This window comes from Streptomyces sp. NPDC001443, from assembly GCF_053597355.1.
In genome coordinates this window covers 94,608-113,525 of sequence record NZ_JBSFIA010000025.1, presented here as the reverse complement: position 1 = coordinate 113,525, position 18,918 = coordinate 94,608, and the positions used below count along the sequence as shown (strand labels likewise).

The 18,918-nt window shown below is 71.4% G+C and carries 15 protein-coding genes and 1 pseudogene; 8 read left to right on the top strand and 8 right to left on the bottom strand.

Features of this window, described 5'->3' with window-relative positions; all coding sequences use genetic code 11:
• Window positions 1-77 precede the first annotated feature (77 nt).
• Both ACWC24_RS25005 and ACWC24_RS25000 read left to right on the top strand, forming a co-directional pair.
• A complete protein-coding gene (locus tag ACWC24_RS25005) occupies window positions 78-1,721 on the top strand; it encodes a sensor histidine kinase (protein WP_450665088.1) in 1,644 nt (547 codons plus the stop codon).
• Window positions 1,718-2,419: a response regulator gene (locus tag ACWC24_RS25000; RefSeq protein ID WP_450665087.1), complete on the top strand. Its 702-nt coding sequence runs from the start codon at window positions 1,718-1,720 to the stop codon at window positions 2,417-2,419. Before ACWC24_RS25005 ends, ACWC24_RS25000 begins: the two co-directional genes overlap by 4 nt.
• Window positions 2,420-2,763: 344 nt before the next feature.
• On the opposite strand, the pseudogene ACWC24_RS24995 reads toward ACWC24_RS25000, so the two are convergent.
• Window positions 2,764-3,300, bottom strand: a pseudogene (locus tag ACWC24_RS24995) (hypothetical protein); the annotation flags it as partial.
• 65 nt (window positions 3,301-3,365) lie between these two features.
• Here ACWC24_RS24995 and ACWC24_RS24990 point away from each other — a divergent pair.
• Window positions 3,366-4,223: a 5'-methylthioadenosine/S-adenosylhomocysteine nucleosidase gene (locus ACWC24_RS24990; protein ID WP_450665086.1), complete on the top strand. Its 858-nt coding sequence runs from the start codon at window positions 3,366-3,368 to the stop codon at window positions 4,221-4,223.
• Between the two features lie 265 nt (window positions 4,224-4,488).
• Window positions 4,489-5,241 (top strand): XRE family transcriptional regulator, encoded by a 753-nt coding sequence (locus ACWC24_RS24985; protein WP_450665085.1) that lies wholly within the window; start codon window positions 4,489-4,491, stop codon window positions 5,239-5,241.
• Here the strand turns inward: ACWC24_RS24985 and ACWC24_RS24980 are convergent.
• Complete coding sequence (locus tag ACWC24_RS24980) at window positions 5,238-6,263, bottom strand: ATP-dependent 6-phosphofructokinase (RefSeq protein ID WP_450665084.1); 1,026 nt, start codon at window positions 6,261-6,263, stop codon at window positions 5,238-5,240. The genes ACWC24_RS24985 and ACWC24_RS24980 overlap by 4 nt on opposite strands.
• A 283-nt stretch (window positions 6,264-6,546) precedes the next feature.
• Between ACWC24_RS24980 and pta the strand changes: the two genes are divergently transcribed.
• From pta to pyk, 3 genes are all read left to right on the top strand, one after another.
• Entirely contained in the window at window positions 6,547-8,679 is a 2,133-nt protein-coding gene (gene pta, locus ACWC24_RS24975) for a phosphate acetyltransferase (protein ID WP_450665083.1), read from the top strand.
• Window positions 8,676-9,902 (top strand): acetate kinase, encoded by a 1,227-nt coding sequence (locus ACWC24_RS24970; protein ID WP_450665082.1) that lies wholly within the window; start codon window positions 8,676-8,678, stop codon window positions 9,900-9,902. The genes pta and ACWC24_RS24970 overlap by 4 nt, the downstream gene beginning before the upstream one ends.
• Before the next feature lie 84 nt (window positions 9,903-9,986).
• Window positions 9,987-11,411, top strand: a complete 1,425-nt coding sequence (gene pyk / locus ACWC24_RS24965) for a pyruvate kinase (protein WP_450665081.1) — start codon at window positions 9,987-9,989, stop codon at window positions 11,409-11,411.
• Window positions 11,412-11,496: 85 nt separating this feature from the next.
• Here the strand turns inward: pyk and ACWC24_RS24960 are convergent, their stop codons facing one another.
• The 4 genes from ACWC24_RS24960 to ACWC24_RS24945 form a co-directional block, all read right to left on the bottom strand.
• Entirely contained in the window at window positions 11,497-12,855 is a 1,359-nt protein-coding gene (locus ACWC24_RS24960; RefSeq protein ID WP_450665080.1) for a hypothetical protein, read from the bottom strand.
• Entirely contained in the window at window positions 12,845-13,459 is a 615-nt protein-coding gene (locus tag ACWC24_RS24955) for a DUF6114 domain-containing protein (protein WP_450665079.1), read from the bottom strand. The genes ACWC24_RS24960 and ACWC24_RS24955 overlap by 11 nt, the downstream gene beginning before the upstream one ends.
• 134 nt (window positions 13,460-13,593) lie before the next feature.
• Window positions 13,594-14,241 carry a DUF6230 family protein gene (locus tag ACWC24_RS24950; RefSeq protein WP_450665078.1) on the bottom strand — a complete coding sequence of 216 codons (648 nt, stop codon included), beginning with the start codon at window positions 14,239-14,241 and terminating at the stop codon, window positions 13,594-13,596.
• 670 nt (window positions 14,242-14,911) lie between these two features.
• Complete coding sequence (locus ACWC24_RS24945) at window positions 14,912-15,883, bottom strand: tetratricopeptide repeat protein (RefSeq protein WP_450665077.1); 972 nt, start codon at window positions 15,881-15,883, stop codon at window positions 14,912-14,914.
• Window positions 15,884-16,115: 232 nt separating this feature from the next.
• On the opposite strand from ACWC24_RS24945, the gene ACWC24_RS24940 reads away from it, so the two are divergent.
• Window positions 16,116-16,745 carry a TetR/AcrR family transcriptional regulator gene (locus ACWC24_RS24940; RefSeq protein ID WP_450665076.1) on the top strand — a complete coding sequence of 210 codons (630 nt, stop codon included), beginning with the start codon at window positions 16,116-16,118 and terminating at the stop codon, window positions 16,743-16,745.
• 43 nt (window positions 16,746-16,788) lie between these two features.
• On the opposite strand, the gene ACWC24_RS24935 is transcribed toward ACWC24_RS24940, so the two are convergent.
• Together ACWC24_RS24935 and ACWC24_RS24930 are read right to left on the bottom strand one after the other, a co-directional pair.
• Complete coding sequence (locus tag ACWC24_RS24935) at window positions 16,789-18,489, bottom strand: acyl-CoA mutase large subunit family protein (RefSeq protein ID WP_450665075.1); 1,701 nt, start codon at window positions 18,487-18,489, stop codon at window positions 16,789-16,791.
• Between the two features lie 76 nt (window positions 18,490-18,565).
• Window positions 18,566-18,904: a DUF3817 domain-containing protein gene (locus ACWC24_RS24930; protein ID WP_450665074.1), complete on the bottom strand. Its 339-nt coding sequence runs from the start codon at window positions 18,902-18,904 to the stop codon at window positions 18,566-18,568.
• Between the last annotated feature and the right edge of the window lie 14 nt (window positions 18,905-18,918).

Genomic DNA, 18,918 nt, shown 5'->3' with positions numbered 1-18,918 from the left:
ACTATCCACCGCCCTGTGAGGGCGGTCACCCTTCCGTTCATTGAGTTCACACTCGACGCGCCAGGCACACTGGCGGAATGCGTATATCCCTCCCTCGGCCCCGCAGCCTGGCCGGCCAGCTCTTCGCGATGCAGGCCGTGCTGATCGCGGTCGTCGTCGCCGGGTACGCGCTGTTCACCTGGATCAGCGACCGCGGCCAGGCCGAGGAGGCGGCGGGACGCCAGGCCACGGCGGTGGCCGGCTCGGTCGCCGACGCGCCCTCGGTGCGCGCGGCCGTCCTCGGCCCCGACCCCAGGGCGCAGCTCCAGCCGTACGCGCTGCGGGTCATGCGCGACACCGGGGTGGACTTCGTGACGATCATGGATCCGCGGGGCATCCGCTGGACCCACCCCGACGAGGACCAGATAGGCCTGCGCTTTCGCGGCAACACCGCCCGCGCGCTGAAGGGCGAGTCCTTCACCGAGACCTACACCGGCACCCTGGGCCCCTCGGTCCGCGCGGTCACCCCCATCGAGGACGACGACAAGCGGATCATCGGAATGGTCAGCGCGGGGATCAAGGTCGAGGCGATCAGCGCGCGCGTCCAGGACCAGGTCACCGCGCTGCTCGGGGTCGCCGCGGGCGCGCTCGCGCTCGGCGCGATCGGCACGTACGTCATCAACGCCCAACTGCGCCGCCACACCCACGGCATGAACGCGACCGAGCTCAGCCGGATGCACGACTACCACCAGGCCGCCCTGCACGCCGTGCGCGAGGGCCTGCTGATGCTGGACGGCGCGTACCGGGTGGCGCTGGTCAACGACGGCGGACAGGAACTGCTCGGTGTGTCGGGCGACGCGGTGGGCCGGTCGGTGGCCGATCTGGGCCTGCCCGCGCCGCTGACCGGGGCGCTGCTGGCGTCGGAGCCGAGGGTGGACGAGGTGCATCTGACCGAGCGGCGGGTGCTGGTGGTCAACACCTCGCCGGTGTCCGGCGGCGAGCGCCGCGGGACGGTGGTCACCCTGCGCGATGTCACCGAGCTCCAGTCCCTGATGGGCGAGCTGGACTCCGAGCGCGGCTTCAGCCAGGCGCTGCGCTCGCAGGCGCACGAGGCGGCCAACCGGCTGCACACGGTGGTGTCCCTCATCGAGCTGGGCCGGGCGCAGGAGGCCGTGGAGTTCGCGACGGCCGAACTGGAACTGGCCCAGGCACTCACCGACCAGGTCGTGTCGGCGGTGAGCGAACCGGTGCTGGCGGCGCTGCTGCTGGGCAAGACGGCGCAGGCGAACGAGCGGGGTGTGGAACTGGTGGTGTCGCGGGACGGCGGCCTCGACGACGGGCTGCTGCCGGAGACACTGCCCGCGCGGGACCTGGTGACCATCCTCGGCAACCTCGTCGACAACGCCGTGGACGCGGCGCAGGGCAGCACTCCCGCCCGGGTGACGGTCTCGGTGCGCCGCGACGCGCGGGAGCTGGTGCTGTGTGTCGCGGACACGGGGGCGGGGGTGGATCCGGCCCACGCGGAGCTGGTCTTCCGGCGCGGGTTCTCCACGAAGCCGTCCGGTCCGCAGGGGCGCGGCCTGGGCCTGGCCCTCGTGCAGCAGGCGGTGACCCGGCACGAGGGGTCGCTGTCGGTGGCGGGGGCCGACGGGGGCGGGGCGCGGTTCGTGGTGCGGCTGCCGCTGCGCACCGGCGCGGTCGCCGCCCTGGTCGGCGGCCAGGGCCGTGGAGGTGACGCGTGAGCGCCGGACAGCCCATCCGGGTCCTCGTCGTGGAGGACGACCCCGTCGCGGCGGACGCGCATGTGATGTACGTGAACCGGGTGCCGGGGTTCGTCGCCGTCGGCCAGGCGCGCACGGGCGTGGAGGCCCGGCGGCTGCTGGACCGCACGGCCGTGGACCTGCTGCTGCTGGACCTGCACCTGCCGGACGGGCACGGGCTGCGGCTGGCCCGGTCGCTGCGCGCGGCCGGTCACCGCGCGGACGTCATCGCGGTGACGTCGGCCCGCGATCTGGCGGTCGTCCGCGAGGGGGTGTCGCTCGGGGTCGTGCAGTACGTCCTGAAGCCGTTCACCTTCGCGACCCTGCGGGACCGGCTGGTGCGGTACGCGGAGTTCCGGGGCGCGGCGGGCGAGGCGAGCGGACAGGACGAGGTCGACCGGGCCCTCGCCGCGCTGCGGGCCCCGGCTCCGGCGGCCCTGCCGAAGGGCCTGAGCGGGCCGACGCTGGAGCGGGTGACGGCGGCACTGCGCGAGGAGGCCGCCGAGGGACACACCGCCGCGGGCGTCGCCCAGGCCGTGGGGATCTCACGGATCACGGCCCGGCGCTATCTGGAACACCTGGTGGAGGCGGGCCGGGCCGAACGCAGACCGCTGTACGGACAGGTGGGCCGACCCGAACTGGTCTACCGCTGGCTCCCTGGCCCGGACCAGGACCGATAGACCCGGTCCGCCCCGGCCCTCGTACAACACCCGCCCGGACTCCGGCCCCAGGCCCTCAAGCCCCGCCCGCCCCGGCCCCAGCCCCGACGCCGGGCCCGGGCCGAAATCCATCGCGGCCGCGACAACCCCGCCCCGGCCCTCCCGCGGGATCCGCCCCGCCCTCAGGCAGGGTCCGACCCGGTCCCGGTGCCCGGTCCGGACCCGGAAGCCGTCGTGGTTCCGGTCGTCGTCGCCACGCCTGGCGCCGGCCCCGCCCCGAGGGCGGCCGACCCGGCCGCGGTCCCCGCCCCGGGGGTCGCCGCTCCCGGTCCTGGCCCCGCGGCCGTACCCGCTCCCGAGACCGATCCGAACGGCAGCGCGTACCTCACCACGTACACCGCGAGACCGACGACCGCGAGGGCCTCGACCACCGAGACGGCCAGCAGACCGACGGCGAGGCGCCTGCCGGTCCAGTACACGACCAGCGCGCCCAGCGGTACGACGCAGAAGGCGACCAGGTCGACCACGCACTGCACGACCTTGCGCGACACGCGGCGGGCGTCCCCGCGGTGAAAGGTCTCCCACCCGAAGGCCTGCGCCCCGGCCTCCCCCGTGAGGGCGGCCAGCCGGGGCGCCAACTCCCCGCGCACATAGGCCCCGATCGCCGAGATCTTCTCGTCGTTGACGAGATAGGTCCAGCCCAGCACGACGCACACCGGCGGCAGGCCGAGCAGCATCGACGCCTGCTTGGCCTGCGCCGCCGCGGCGATCACGGCGGCGACCACCGCGAGCGTCACGTACAGCAGGTTGTCCCGGAACCCGATCCGCGCCTTCTGCTCGTCCTTGACGCACTCGTACTCGGCGAGCAGCAACTGCCCGGCCGTGACATCCGTCCCCGCCATCCCGGCCCCTTCCCCCGACCCCGAAGCCCCGTTCCCGCGGGCGACTTGCCCAGTACCTTAGAGGGATGCCGGAGACACGTCCCACCGTTGTGGTGCTCACCGCGCTCGCGCTCGAATACGCCGCCGTACGCGGGTACGTCACCGACCGGCGGGAGCAGGTCCACCCCGACAGCGGAACCCGCGTCGAACTCGGTCTGCTCGACGGCACGCCCTGGCGGGTGGCGCTCGCCGAACTGGGCGAAGGGCCGGTGAACGCCGCCGCGCTCACCACCCAGATCGTCACCTGGCTGCGCCCCGAGGCGGTGCTCTTCGTCGGGATCGCGGGCAGCCTCAAGCACGACATCGGCATCGGCGACGTCGTGGTGGGCACGAAGGTCTACGGCATCCACGGCGGCAAGCAGACCCCGCACGGCTTCGAGGTCCGCCCCGAGGCCTGGCCCGGCTCCAACGCGCTGGTGCAGGCGGCCCGTTCGGCGGTCCGGGACATGGCGGACGTGACCGCGCACTTCAAGCCGATCGCGGCCGGGGACGTGGTGCTCGCGGACGCCCGGTCCGAGATCGCCCGGCATCTGCGCGAGCACTACGGCGACGCGGCGGCGATCGAGACGGAAGGCTCGGGAGCGGCTCACGCGGCCCATCTGGGCGGGCGGGCGGACGCCGTCGTGATCCGGGGGATCAGCGACCTCGCCGACGTCGGCAAGCGCAGGGCCGACGCCTCGGGGGCGCAGCAGCGGGCCGCCGCGCAGGCCGCCTCGGTGGCGGTGGCGGTGCTGCGCAAGCACCGGCCCCGGGCCGCGTCGCCCGGCCCCACGGGATCGCGGTCCGACGGCGACGCGGGCGGCCCCGGCGGGGACCACGTCGACTTCCGCGGCGGGACCTTCCACGGGACCGTCATCGGCAAGACGAGCGACGGACACCGCTAGATCTGTCGGTGAAGTCGCCGAGCGAATAAGGAAGTTGTCGGACGAGTAGTGAAGTCGCCCGGCAGACGATCAAGTTGCCCGTCCGGACGTGACATCGGGCCGCACACAGGGGAGTTGCCCGCCCCGTCGCGAAGTAGCCCGTCAGGTAGGGAAGTCGCCCGGCGAGTGGCGCGGAGGCGTCCCGCGCGCCGTACCTTCCTACAATCCGTGATCCCGTCCCGACAACCCGTAGCCACCGCCCCCGCCTCCCCCCTACCTTGTGGCCGTGCGCCGATCAACAGCCAGTCAGAGCCGACAGCCCGGCCCGCCCTTCGACGCCCCCGCCGCCCGTCGGCTGCGCACCGCACTCGGGATGGGCCCCGAGCACGTCGCCTACGGTCTGCGCGCCTCGTACGGACTGACGTACGTCACGCCCGATCTCGTGCTCGGCTGGGAACGCGGACTCTCGACCCCGACGGGGCCCGAAGTGACCGCCCTGGCAGGAGTGTTGTGGTGCTCCTCCAACGATCTCGCCGGCCGGCCCCGGAGCCTGCGCGAGCACCGCCTCGCGCGCGGTCTGTCCGCGGAGGACGTCGCGCGGGCCGTCGGGCTCGAGTTCATCGCGTACACGGGGATGGAGGAGAGCGACACCTGGCGCGGCACCGAGCGGCAGGCCGCCCTGCTCGCCGGCCTGCTGGAGCTCACCCTGCCGGAGTTCGTCGGCGTCACCGGACGCGAGCCGCGCCTGGCCCAGTTGCTGCGCGCCGCGGTCACGTCCCGCCGGGTGACCCGGGTACGGGCGGTGGCGCGCCTGGTGCCGGTGGACCGGCGTCCACTGGAGGCCGCGCTGGAGGCACTGCGGGAGAGCCACCGCGAGCGGACGGCCGCCGCCCCGGACCGGTACGACGGCGCGGCCGACGAACGGGCCGACGGCGTCGGGGAGTTCCTCGACCGGATCGTCGAGCAGTTCTGGTGGGTCCTGGCCACCCTCCCGGACGAGTGCTGGGCGCGTCCGGGAGGCGGCGGGGAGAGGTCCTAGAAGACCGACTCCGTCTCGTCCATGCGGTCCGTGGGCACGGTCTTCAGCTCGGTGATCGCGTCCGCCAGCGGAACCATCCGGATGTCGGTCCCGCGCAGTGCCGTCATCTGCCCGAAGTCGCCCCGGTGCGCGGCCTCGACCGCGTGCCAGCCGAACCGCGTCGCGAGCACCCGGTCGTAGGCGGTCGGCGTGCCGCCGCGCTGGACGTGGCCGAGGATGACCGGCCTGGCCTCCTTGCCCAGACGCCGCTCCAGCTCGTACGCCAGCGCGGTGCCGATGCCCTGGAAGCGCTCGTGGCCGAACTGGTCGATCGCGCCCTTGCCGTAGTCCATGGTGCCCTCGGCGGGGTGGGCGCCCTCGGCGACGCACACCACGGCGAACTTCTTGCCGCGGGCGAACCGCTCCTCGACCATCTTCACCAGGTCGGCGGGGTCGAAGGGCCGCTCGGGCAGGCAGATGCCGTGCGCGCCCGCCGCCATGCCGGACTCCAGCGCGATCCAGCCCGCGTGCCGGCCCATGACCTCGACGACCATCACCCGCTGGTGCGACTCGGCCGTGGTCTTCAGCCGGTCCATCGCCTCGGTGGCGACGCCGACGGCCGTGTCGAACCCGAAGGTGCGGTCGGTCGAGGAGATGTCGTTGTCGATGGTCTTGGGGACCCCGACGACCGGCAGACCGGCGTCGGACAGCATCCGCGCCGCCGTGAGCGTGCCCTCGCCGCCGATCGGGATGAGCGCGTCGATACCGAAGTCGCGGGCGATGTCGGTGGCCTTCTCGCAGGCTTCGCGCAGTCGGTCGCGCTCCAGCCGGGAGGAGCCGAGGATGGTGCCGCCGCGGGCCAGGATGCCGCCGACGGCGTCGAGGTCGAGGTCGACGTGGTGGCCGTCGAGGAGGCCGCGGAAGCCGTCCACGAAGCCGATGACGTCGTCGTCGTACTGCGTGACCGCTCGGTGCACGACCGACCGGATCACTGCGTTCAGGCCCGGGCAGTCGCCGCCTGCGGTGAGAACTCCGATACGCATCGTGCTGTGTCTCCTGCTCGCTTCTGTACACCGGTGAGCCGATCCGATTGTTTCACGACCCCCGAGCGATGTCGCTTTCCATCGAATATGACAGCATTCGCACCGATCATCCTGCCCGATCCGACCGGACAGAACGGGACGAATCCCGACGGGCGCCTTATAGAGCGCCCGGGGTATTGTCAAGAGGGTTCTGCTCGCCTCAGCGGGCCATCTTCCGCGCCACGAAGAGCACCCGAGCAGCTGACGCCATGCCACAGCCGACGCCATGAAACGGAGAGCACGCGTGACGCGCAGCGTGTACGTGACCGGGATCGACCGCGGGGACGGCCGCCAGGTCGTCGAGCTGGGGGTCATGGAGCTCCTGACCCGGCAGGTCGACCGAGTGGGCGTGTTCCGTCCACTCGTCCACGAGGGACCAGATCGCCTGTTCGAACTGCTGCGGTCCCGGTACCGGCTCACCCAGGACCCGGCGTCCGTCTACGGCATGGACTACCACGAGGCGACCGCCCTCCAGGCCGAGCAGGGCACGGACGAACTGGTCTCCGTCCTCGTCGACCGGTTCCACCAGGTCGCCCGCGACTACGACGTCGTCCTCGTCCTCGGCACCGACTTCGCCGACACCCAGCTCCCGGACGAGCTCTCCCTCAACGCGCGGCTCGCCAACGAGTTCGGGGCGTCGGTCATCCCCGTCGTGGGCGGCCGCAAGCAGTCGCCCGAGTCCGTGCGCGCCGAGACCCGCAACGCCTACCGGGCGTACGACGGGCTCGGCTGCGACGTCCTGGCGATGGTCACCAACCGGGTGGCCCGGGAGGACCGGGACGAGATCGCCGAGCGGCTCGCGTCCCGGCTGCCGGTCCCCTGCTACGTCCTGCCCGACGAGCCGGCCCTGTCCGCCCCCACCGTCGCCCAGATCGCGCACGCCCTCGGTGCCCGGGTGGTCCTCGGCGACGACTCCGGGCTGGCCCGGGACGCCCTGGACTTCGTCTTCGGCGGTGCCATGCTGCCGAACCTCCTCACCGCCCTGACCCCGGGCTGTCTGGTGGTCACCCCCGGCGACCGCGCCGACCTCGTCGTCGGCACACTGGCCGCGCACAGCGCCGGAACCCCGCCGATAGCGGGCATCCTGCTCACCCTGGACGAGGTGCCCAGCGACGAGGTCCTCACGCTCGCCGCCCGCCTCGCCCCCGGCACCCCGGTGCTCTCGGTGCCCGGCAACAGCTTCCCCACCGCCGCCGCGCTGTTCTCCCTGGAGGGGAAGCTGAACGCGGCCACCCCGCGCAAGGCCGAGACCGCGCTCGGCGTGTTCGAACGCCATGTCGACACCGCCGGGCTGCTGAGCCGGATCTCCACCCCGAGCAGCGACCGGCTCACCCCGATGATGTTCGAGCACAAGCTGCTGGAGCAGGCCCGGTCCGACCGGCGACGGGTGGTGCTGCCCGAGGGCACCGAGCCGCGGGTGCTGCACGCCGCCGAGGTGCTGCTGCGCCGGGGCGTGTGCGACCTGACCCTGCTCGGTCCCGTCGACCAGATCCGCAAGCAGGCCGCCGACCTCGGCATCGACCTGGGCGAGTGCGCGCTGATCGACCCGGCCACCAGCGAACTGCGCGACGCCTTCGCCGAACGGTACGCCCGGCTGCGCGCCCACAAAGGCGTGACCGTCGAGCTGGCGTACGACGTGGTCAGCGACGTCAACTACTTCGGGACGCTGATGGTGCAGGAGGGACTCGCGGACGGCATGGTCTCCGGGTCCGTGCACTCCACGGCCGCCACGATCCGGCCCGCCTTCGAGATCATCAAGACCAGGCCGGACGCCGACATCGTCTCGTCCGTGTTCTTCATGTGCCTCGCCGACAAGGTCCTCGTCTACGGCGACTGCGCCGTGAACCCCGACCCGAACGCCGAGCAGCTGGCCGACATCGCCATCCAGGCCGCCGCCACCGCCGAACGGTTCGGCGTCGAGCCGCGGATCGCGATGCTGTCGTACTCGACCGGCACGTCCGGCTCGGGCGCCGACGTCGACAAGGTGCGCGAGGCCACCGACCTGGTCCGGGCCCGGCGCCCCGACCTCAGGATCGAGGGGCCCATCCAGTACGACGCGGCCGTGGAGCCGACGGTCGCCGCGACCAAACTGCCCGGGTCGGAGGTGGCCGGCCAGGCCAGCGTGCTGATCTTCCCGGACCTCAACACCGGCAACAACACCTACAAGGCCGTACAGCGCTCGGCCGGCGCGATCGCCGTCGGGCCGGTCCTGCAGGGGCTGCGCAAGCCCGTCAACGACCTGTCCCGGGGCGCGCTGGTCCAGGACATCGTCAACACCGTGGCCATCACGGCGATCCAGGCCCAGATCCCGGAACCGCACGCCGGCCTGTCCGCGGAGCCGGCCGGCGTCCCGAACGAGAAGGCGACCGCCCAGTGAGACCCAGCCGAGTCCTCGTCCTCAACTCCGGCTCCTCGTCGGTGAAGTACCAGCTGCTGGACATGCGGGACGGCAGCCGGCTCGCGGCGGGCCTCGTCGAGCGCATCGGCGAGGGCACCGCACGGCTGAAGCACACGCCGCTGAGGACCGGTGAGCCGCGCGAGCGGACCGCGTCGATCGCCGACCACGAGGACGCCCTGAAGGCCGTGGCGGAGGAGCTGGCCGAGGACGGCGTCGGCCTCGACTCGCCCGAACTGGCCGCGATCGGGCACCGGGTGGTGCACGGCGGGAAGCAGTTCACCCAGCCGACGGTCGTGGACGACAAGGTGCTCGCCGAGATCGAGCGGCTGATCCCGGTGGCGCCGCTGCACAACCCGGCGAACCTGGTCGGCCTGCGCACGGCCATGGCCCTGCGCCCCGACCTCCCGCAGGTCGCCGTCTTCGACACCGCCTTCCACACCACGATGCCCGAGTCGGCCGCCCGCTACGCGATCGACGTCGAGACCGCCGACGCGCACCGGGTGCGGCGGTACGGGTTCCACGGGACCTCGCACGCGTACGTGTCCCGGGCGACGGCCGAGCTCCTCGGCCGGGCCCCCGAGGACGTGAACGTGATCGTGCTGCACCTGGGCAACGGGGCGTCCGCGTCCGCGGTGCGGGGCGGGAAGTGCGTGGACACCTCCATGGGGCTGACGCCGTTGGAGGGACTCGTGATGGGGACACGCTCCGGGGACGTGGATCCGGCGGTCATCTTCCATTTGATGCGTGTTGGCGAAATGTCCACGGACGAGATCGACACTCTCCTCAACAAGAGGAGCGGGCTGATCGGGCTGTGCGGTGACAACGACATGCGCGAGATCGAGCGACGGATCGGCGAGGGCGACGAACGGGCCCGGCTCGCCTTCGACATTTACATTCACCGGCTGAAGAAGTACATCGGCGCCTATTACGCCGTACTCGGCACGGTGGACGCGATCACCTTCACCGCCGGGGTCGGCGAGAACGCGGCGTTCGTGCGCGAGGCCGCGATCGCGGGCCTGGAGACCCTGGGCGCGGCCGTCGACCCCGCGCTGAACGCCGTACGCGCCACCGTGCCCCGGCTGATCTCGCCCGCCGGTGCGCGGGTGGCGGTCGCCGTGGTGCCGACCGACGAGGAACTGGAGATCGCCACACAGACCTACGCGCTGGTCGGAAAGAACGGCGAGGCAATTACCGGCGAGTAATACACGCCTGAGCACTGACCCGCCCATTTGTACCTTCCGCCAGACGGAATATTCCGGAGCGAAACAAACCGATAGGATCGCCCCATGCGCCGTTCGAAAATCGTCTGTACTCTCGGCCCCGCGGTCGACTCCCACGAGATGCTCGTCTCCATGATCGAGGCCGGCATGAACGTGGCCCGGTTCAATTTCAGCCACGGCAGCCATGCCGAGCACCAGGGGCGGTACGACCGCGTCCGGGCCGCCTCCAAGGAGACCGGCCGGGCCATCGGCGTCCTCGCCGACCTCCAGGGCCCGAAGATCCGTCTGGAGACCTTCGCCGAGGGCCCGGTGGAGCTGGAGCGCGGTGACGAGTTCGTCATCACGACCGAGGACGTCCCGGGTGACAAGCACATCTGCGGAACGACCTACAAGGGTCTGCCGGGCGACGTCTCGCACGGCGACCAGATCCTGATCAACGACGGCAACGTCGAGCTGAAGGTGCTGGACGTCGCGGGTCCGCAGGTGCGGACGATCGTCATCGAGGGCGGAGTCGTCTCCGACCACAAGGGCATCAACCTGCCCGGCGCGGCCGTGAACGTGCCCGCGCTGAGCGAGAAGGACATCGAGGACCTGCGCTTCGCCCTCCGGATGGGCTGCGACATGGTCGCGCTGTCCTTCGTCCGCGACGCCAAGGACGTCGAGGACGTCCACCGGGTGATGGACGAGGAGGGCCGCCGGGTCCCGGTCATCGCCAAGGTGGAGAAGCCGCAGGCGGTGCAGAACATGGACGCCGTCGTCGCGGCGTTCGACGCCGTCATGGTGGCCCGTGGCGACCTGGCCGTCGAGTACCCGCTCGAGAAGGTCCCCATGGTGCAGAAGCGCCTGATCGAGCTGTGCCGGCGCAACGCCAAGCCGGTGATCGTCGCGACCCAGATGATGGAGTCGATGATCACCAACTCCCGCCCGACCCGCGCCGAGGCCTCCGACGTCGCCAACGCGATCCTGGACGGCGCGGACGCGGTCATGCTGTCCGCCGAGTCGTCGGTGGGCGCGTACCCGGTCGAGACCGTCAAGACGATGTCGAAGATCGTCCAGGCGGCCGAGGAGGAGCTGCTGTCCAAGGGCCTGCAGCCCCTGGTCCCCGGCAAGAAGCCGCGCACGCAGGGCGGCTCGGTCGCCCGCGCCGCCTGCGAGATCGCCGACTTCCTCGGCGGCAGGGGCCTGGTGGCCTTCACCAAGTCCGGTGACACGGCCCGCCGTCTGTCCCGCTACCGCGCGGCGCAGCCGATCCTCGCCTTCACCACCGACGAGGGCACCCGCAACCAGCTCACCCTGAGCTGGGGCGTCGAGTCGCACATCGTGCCGTTCGTGGGGAGCACCGACGAGATGGTCGAGCTGGTCGACCAGGAGCTCGTCAAGCTCAACCGCTTCGGCAAGGGTGACATCGTCGTGATCACGGCCGGCTCGCCGCCCGGTGTCGCCGGCACCACGAACATGGTCCGCGTCCACCACCTGGGCGAGGGCGACTGACGGTCCGCTTCACAGGAGAGCGCCCCCTGCCTCTGCGGCAGGGGGCGCTCTCGCGTGCGGCTCCCGGAAGGGTCTGCGACGACGCTCAGTCGATGTAGTTGTGCAGTCCGGGGACGTGCAGCGTGCCGCCGAACTGGCCGGCCTGGACGACCTTCGCGTCGGTGAAGTAGATCAGCGGGATGTCCAGCGGCGGCGGGCTGTCGGGGCTGAAGGTCACCGGGACCAGTCCGAACAGGTTGCCGGAGATGCTCTCGGTGTACATCACCGTGTCGCCGTCGGTGATGGTGGAGGTCGAGCCCTTGGCCGCCTGCACGTGGTAGGTCTTGCCGGACGTCTTGTCCTTCACCGTCTGGTGCAGGTCGACGATGTCGGTGCCGCCCGAGATGACGTACTTCAGGACCTTCTTCTTCTTGCCGTCGGCCGTCTTGACCTCGACGATGCCCTTGTAGGAGGCACCCTTCAGGGTCAGCGCGCTGGCGTTCAGGTACCAGGGGTCGACGGGCAGCGCGAGCTTGTTGTCGACACCGCTCTCGTCCTCGGTGGCGACCGGGCAGTCGTCGACGTCCGTGCTGCTGCTCGGGGAGGGGCTCGCGGAGGGCGTGGCGCCGTCCTCGTCCTCGCCCTGGTCGTCGCCGCCCTTCTTGGCGTCGGCGGCCGTCTCGGACGTGGTGCCGGCGGCCTTCGTCGCGGTGTCGTCCACCGTGCCGACGGCCTTCTTGGTCGTCGCCTTGACGGTGTCCGACGCGCCCTTGTCCGACGTGGACGTGTCCGCCGCGGACGCGTCCGCGGCGTCGGCCGCCGTGGCGGAGGCCGAGGCGGTCGGGGTGGGCGTGGCGCTCTCGGTGCCGCTCTTGCCGCCGGTGAGCACGTCCGTGAGCGTGTCCCCGATGGTCTCCAGCAGGTTGCCGCCGGCCGCGGACGCCGAGGGGGTCGGCGTGGCGGTGTCGCCGCCGGACGCGGAGGTGTCGCTCGCGGCGGACGTCTGGGACGGCGCGGGCTCGGCCTTGTCGTCGGAACCTGAATCCGACGAAGAGGACTTGCCCGAGGTGTCCGCGGTGTCCGACTTGCCGGAGGCGTCGGACGTGCCGGACGTCTTCGCCGCAGAGTCCTTGGCGCCGTCCTTCGCGGAGTCGGCCGACTCGGTGGCGCTCGCCGAGGCGGAAGGCGTCGCCGAGGCGGTGGAGTCCGCCATGGCCGCGACGCAGTCCTTGTACTCCTCGGCCGTCAGGCTCTTGGCCGCGGGCTGCTCGTCGGCGCGGGCGAGCGTCGGCGTGAACCCCATGCCCATGAGGACCGCCGTCGGCATCGCCGCGATGGCCATCGCCTTGCCGGCCGGTACCTGGAACCTGGTGAACAGCGGCTTCTTGGGCGCCGCGTGGCGCGGCCCGGTTCTCACAAGCGACGCTTCCGCGCCCGTCTCGTGAGTCACCTCGTCAGCCGACACTGTGCCTCCCGTTCGCCCCGTTGGCCGAAATCGTTCCTGACAGATCGTTGGTCTCGCCCGTCACGTCGGTGTCCTTGGTGAACACCGGGCCTTCGCCGTACGGGGCTTCGTACGCCGCGCCCTCGAAGGTGCCGTCACCGTCGGCCGCGCTCTCGGGGGAGTCACCCGCACCGATGCCCGGCTCCTCCGCCGGCTCCGCCTCGGGCGGTGCGCCGGGCGCCCACGCCACGGCCATCGAGCCGCCGATGAGGGAGGACAGGAAACCGACGACGAAGCCTCCGAAGTTGGACACCGGGAGGGACACCAGTGCGAGCAGGATCGCCGCGACACCCGCGAAGATCTGCACGTGCTTCTGGTACCAGAGGCTGAAGCCGAGGACGACGAGCAGCACACCGATGATCAGAGAACCGGCGCCCGCGGTCGTGGACATCGCCAGCGTCAGATGACCGAGGTGCAGATGTGCGTACGGGAAGTACATGATCGGAAGGCCGCCGAACATGACGAACAGCCCGGCCCAGAACGGGCGAGTTCCACGCCAGGCGCGGAACTGCAGCCTCCGGCGGGTGAACTGGCCGGGTGCGGCAGCAGGAGTCTCGGCGCTCATGGAAAACAGCTCCCTGGTACGGCGTTGCTGTGGTGAAGGTGGTGATGCATGGAATGGCGCAAGTGCGGGAAGCCACCGCCAAAGGCCGGCCGGGTGGGGGGCACCTTCGGTTCCCCCCACCCGTCAGCGAGTGCCTAGTAGCACTCGATGCCCTTGCCCTTGCCCACCTTGAGGCCCATGTGCAGGCCGCTGAGCTGGAAGGTTCCGGCAGTGGTCGCCCACGCCGTCTGCTTCACGTCGGTCAGGTCCGCCGACTCCGCCTGCTGGCCGAATCCGTACGGGTTGGCCTGGTCGCCGGACTTGACGCCAGGCTTGAGGTCCTTGGCCGCGACGCCGATGTTCATGTTGTTGAACGTCGCGTTGGCCTGCAGGTCCTCGACGTCGATGTACAGCTGCTTCGCGTGGACCTGCTCGTCCTCGTTCTTGCTGTTGCCCGCCTCGAGCCGCAGGGTCACGTCCTCGAGCCCCGGGATGCCGAGGTGGGTGACGACCGACTGGCACATGTTCTGGATGCGGGCCTCGTTGAAGGCCGAGACGGCGACGGGGTGAGCCGTCTTACCGCCGTCCAGGGTGTAGCCCGAGTCGAGCGCACCGTACTGCGAGAAGCCGTCACCGTGCAGCGTGTCCGCTGTCACCTTGAACGACTGGCCCGACACGCTGAACGACGCGGCGAGCGCACCCTGCGCGAGGGCGATGCCTATACACGCCGTGGCGGCGACGCTGGGCACCATGACCACAGCGAACCGCTTCCATCTGGTCCCGCCACGCACCTGGGACTCCATATTTCCTCCTTCTCGGACGTACATCGCCTGCCCTCCGAATCGCCCCTGTTCGGCGGCTCGGCCGGGCAGCGATGGGAGAAGTGCTACGTCCTCGGGAAGGAGAGCGCCCGTATCCGCTGGCGCGCACCGCGCCCGGATCACCGGCGATCACCCCCGAGCGACAACCACTGGTCGCGCCTGACACACATCACGCACAACCCTGCCGGACAGGCTCCGCCCTGGGCGAAGACCCCCCTGTCCGAGAACCGGCGTCACTGTCGCCGGTTCTGCTCGGTGGGGACCCACCGTGTCCCGTGGGCCCGACCGGCTGTCGGGGGTACGGGAATGGACCGAGCGTCGCCGATCGTGGTGCATTCTGGCCGCCCGCACAAGGGGGTTCGTTACTGGCTAGTAACGGGGCGATAACCGAAGGACGACCCACGGGTCTCGATCCGCGACGCTGGGTGCCGCTTCCGGGTGGTTCAGAGTCGTTTATTTCAGGACAGAACCTGACAGAAAAACGCCCTCGACTTACTGGAAGTAACAGCGGCCGCGATTACCAAGATTTGGTAAAGCGCGGCCGCCGTGGTGTCTCGATGGCGAATTCTTCACTCGGGCAACGCGCGTCCCGATGTTTAGCGACAGGTCAGAACCGGGGCCGTGCGGCGCCCGGATCTGTCCTGCGCACCCCTCAGAACAACGCCCGGGACAGCGCCCGCCGGGCCTTCGCGACCCGGGGGTCCTCGGCGCCGACGACCTCGAAGAGTTCCAGCAGCCGCAGCCGTACGGCCTCGCGGTCCTCCCCCGCCGTCCGCTGCACGGTCTCGACCAGCCGCCCGAACGCGTCCTCGACATGCCCGCCGACGAGATCCAGGTCCGCCGCGGCGATCTGCGCCGCCGCGTCCTTGGGCCGCTCGGCCGCGTCCTTGCGCACCTCCTGCGGGTCGAGGTCCGCCACCCGCTGGAGCAACTCGGCCTGGGCGAGCCCGAGCTTGGCCTCCGGGTTGCCCGGGTCGTCGCTCAGCACGTTCTTGTACGCCTGGACGGCACCGCCCAGGTCGCCCGAGTCCAGCGCCCGCACGGCGGCCTCGAGGAGCGCGTCGTACGGCCCCTCCTGCGCCGCCGGGGCGGGACCCCCGCCCGGCTCGGCGTCCGGGTCGACGGTCAGGCCGGTCAGGCCGAAGCGCTGCTCGGCGACCTGCACCAGCTGGTCGAGGGTCTGGCGGATCTGGTCCTCGCCGGCCGCGCCCTGGAAGAGGGGCAGCGCCTGTCCCGCCACCACGGCGAAGACGGCCGGGATCCCCTGGATCCCGAACTGCTGCATGAGCATCTGGTTGGCGTCGACGTCGATCTTGGCGAGCAGGAAGCGCCCGTCGTACTCGACCGCCAGCCGCTCCAGGACCGGGCTCAACTGCTTGCAGGGCTGGCACCATTCGGCCCAGAAGTCGATGACGACCGGAACCTCGGCGGAGCGCTGGAGGACATCGGTTTCGAAGGAGGCCTCGTCGACGTCGATGACGAGGTCGGCCGGGGAGACGGCTCCCGGCCCGCCCTGGCGGGCCGCTTCCGCGCGCGTCTGCTCGGCCTTGGCCTTGGCCTCCTGGGCCGCCTTCACCGCGGCGAGGTCGACGACGCCGCTCATGGACATGTTCCGTGGCTGCATGCGTCTATCCTCCCCCGTTCCCGCGCATGAGTGAAAAACGATGTGGCAGCCCGGTCCGGCTGTGTGCTGTTCGGCGCCGGGTCCCCACCCCACGCCTGTGGTCGTCGCCCGTGTACGTCCGTCACAGGCTTTCGCTACGAGTCGTAGCGTAATGGCGGCGGGGGCGTGCGCGACACCGATTTCCGGTGATCTCCCTCACGGCCGCAAGGAATCGGCCGGTTATGGTCGGGGGATGCACAGCCACACCCCGTCCGGCGGTCGCCCCGGCCGCCCGCGCAACGCCGCCGCGGACACCGCGATCCTGGCCGCGACCCGGCAGGCCCTGGTCGAACTGGGCTGGTCGAAGCTCGCGTTGGGGGACGTGGCGACCCGCGCCGGGGTGGCGAAGACGACGCTCTACCGCCGCTGGTCCGGCAAGAACGAACTCGTGGTCGACGCGGTCGCCGAGCTCTTCGACGAACTCCGGCTCCCCGACCGCGGCTCCCTGGCCGCCGACATCGAGGGCGTGGTCCTCCAGTTCGCGGCGATCCTGGCCCGGCCGGAGGCGAAGAGCGGGCTGATGGCGGTGGTCGCGGAGTCCACCCGCGACGACGCGCTGCGCGAGCGCATCCGGACGTCGATCGTCGAACGCCAGAAGCGGCTGGTCCTCGCGGGCCGCGCCCGCGCCCAGGCCCGGGGCGAACTGCCGCCCGAGACGGACCCCGAGGAGTCCGCCCGCACGGTCGACCTGATCTTCGACGTGGTCGCGGGCGCGGTGGTGCACCGCACCCTGGTGAGCGCCGAACCGGCGGACGAGGAGTGGGTGCGCAGCTTCACCAGGGTGCTGCTGCTGGGCCTGACGGGCCCCCAGCAGTCCGTCTGAGCGCGCACCGGCCCACCCCGTCCGCCCGGGCGGCGACGGGGCGTCAGAAGCCCGCGGGCTCCGTGTACACCCCCCACTCGTCCCGCAGCACCCCGCAGATCTCCCCCAGGGTCGCCTCCGCCCGTACCGCGTCCAGCATCGGGCCGATCATGTTCGAGCCGTCGCGCGCGGCGGCGAGCATCGCCCGGAGCGCGGCCCGCACGGCGGCGTCGTCCCGGGCCGCCCTGCGGCCTGCGAGGGTACGCACCTGCTCGCGCTCCACCTCGTGGCCGACCCGCAGGATCTCCAGGTCGCCGGTGACGGAGCCGGTGTGCACGTTGACGCCGACGACCCGCTTCTCGCCCTTCTCCAGGGACTGCTGGTAGCGGAACGCCGCCTCCGCGATCTCCCCGGTGAACCAGCCGTCCTCGATCCCGCGCAGGATCCCGGAGGTGACCGGTCCGATCGGGTGCCGTCCGTCGGGGTGCGCCCGCAGCCCCCGCTCCTTGATCTGCTCGAAGATCTTCTCGGCGTCCGCCTCGATCCGGTCGGTGAGCTGCTCCACGTACCAGGAGCCGCCCAGCGGGTCGGCCACGTTGGCGACGCCGGTCTCCTCCATGAGCACCTGCTGGGTGCGCAGCGCGATCTCCGCCGCCTGCGCGGAGGGCAGCGCGAGGGTCTCGTCCAGGGCGTTGGTGTGCAGCGAGTTGGTGCCGCCCAGCACCGCCGCCAGCGCCTCCACCGCGGTGCGCACCACGTTGTTGTACGGCTGCTGCGCGGTCAGCGAGACACCGGCGGTCTGGGTGTGGAAGCGCAGCCACTGCGCCTTCTCGGACTTCGCGCCGTACACGTCCCGCAGCCAGCGCGCCCAGATCCGGCGGGCCGCGCGGAACTTGGCGATCTCCTCGAAGAAATCGACGTGCGCGTCGAAGAAGAAGGACAGACCGGGGGCGAAGACGTCCACGTCGAGCCCGCGGCTCAGGCCGAGTTCCACGTATCCGAAGCCGTCGGCCAGCGTGTACGCCAGCTCCTGCGCGGCCGTCGAGCCGGCCTCGCGGATGTGGTAGCCGGAGACGGACAGCGGCTTGTAGGCGGGGATGCGGGCCGCGCAGTGCTCCATCAGGTCGCCGATCAGGCGCAGATGCGGCTCGGGCTGGAAGAGCCACTCCTTCTGGGCGATGTACTCCTTGAAGATGTCCGTCTGGAGCGTGCCGTTGAGGACGGCAGGATCAACGCCCTGGCGTTCGGCCGCGACCAGGTACATGCAGAACACCGGGACGGCCGGGCCGCTGATCGTCATCGACGTGGTGACGTCGCCCAGCGGGATGTCCCGGAACAGGACCTCCATGTCGGCGGCGGAGTCGACGGCGACCCCGCAGTGCCCGACCTCGCCCAGCGAGCGCGGGTCGTCGGAGTCGCGGCCCATCAGGGTCGGCATGTCGAAGGCGACGGAGAGCCCGCCCCCGCCGTGGGCGAGGATCATCTTGTAGCGCTCGTTGGTCTGCTCGGCGTTGCCGAACCCGGCGAACTGCCGGATGGTCCAGGTCCGCCCCCGGTAGCCGGTCGGGTGCAGCCCGCGGGTGAAGGGGTACTCCCCGGGCCAGCCGATCCGCTCGAAACCCTCGTAGTGGTCCCCGGGCCGGGGGCCGTACGCCGGCTCCACCGGGTCGCCCGAGAGCGTGGTGAAGTCGGCGTCCCGCCTGCGTGCGGCGTCGTACCGGGCCTGCCAGCGTCGGCGGCCCTCCTCGATCGCGTCAGCGTCCATACCCGCAAATTTACTAGGACGTCCTAGTAAACGTCGATGGAGAACCGCCGTACGGACACCCGTACGGCGGTACCGGTTACGCCTTGGCGACGGCCGGAGTGCCCTGCGCGACCGCCGGCTCCAGCTCGCGGCTGATCTTCCGCTCGACGAAGAAGGCGGCCGTCGGGATCGTCCCGGCCAGCAGCACCCACAGCTGCTTGCCGACCGGCCACTTCGCCTTGGAACCGAGGTCGAAGGCGAAGACCAGGTAGACGACGTACAGCCAGCCGTGCGCGATCGCGACGACCCGGGTGACATCCGCGGCGCCGTCGACGTCGAGGCCGTACTTGGCGATCATGGCGAGGCACAGCAGGACGAGCAGCACGCCGGTGACATAGGCCAGGACGCGGTAGCGCGTCAGCACGCTTTTCTTCATGCCGACGAGCGTAA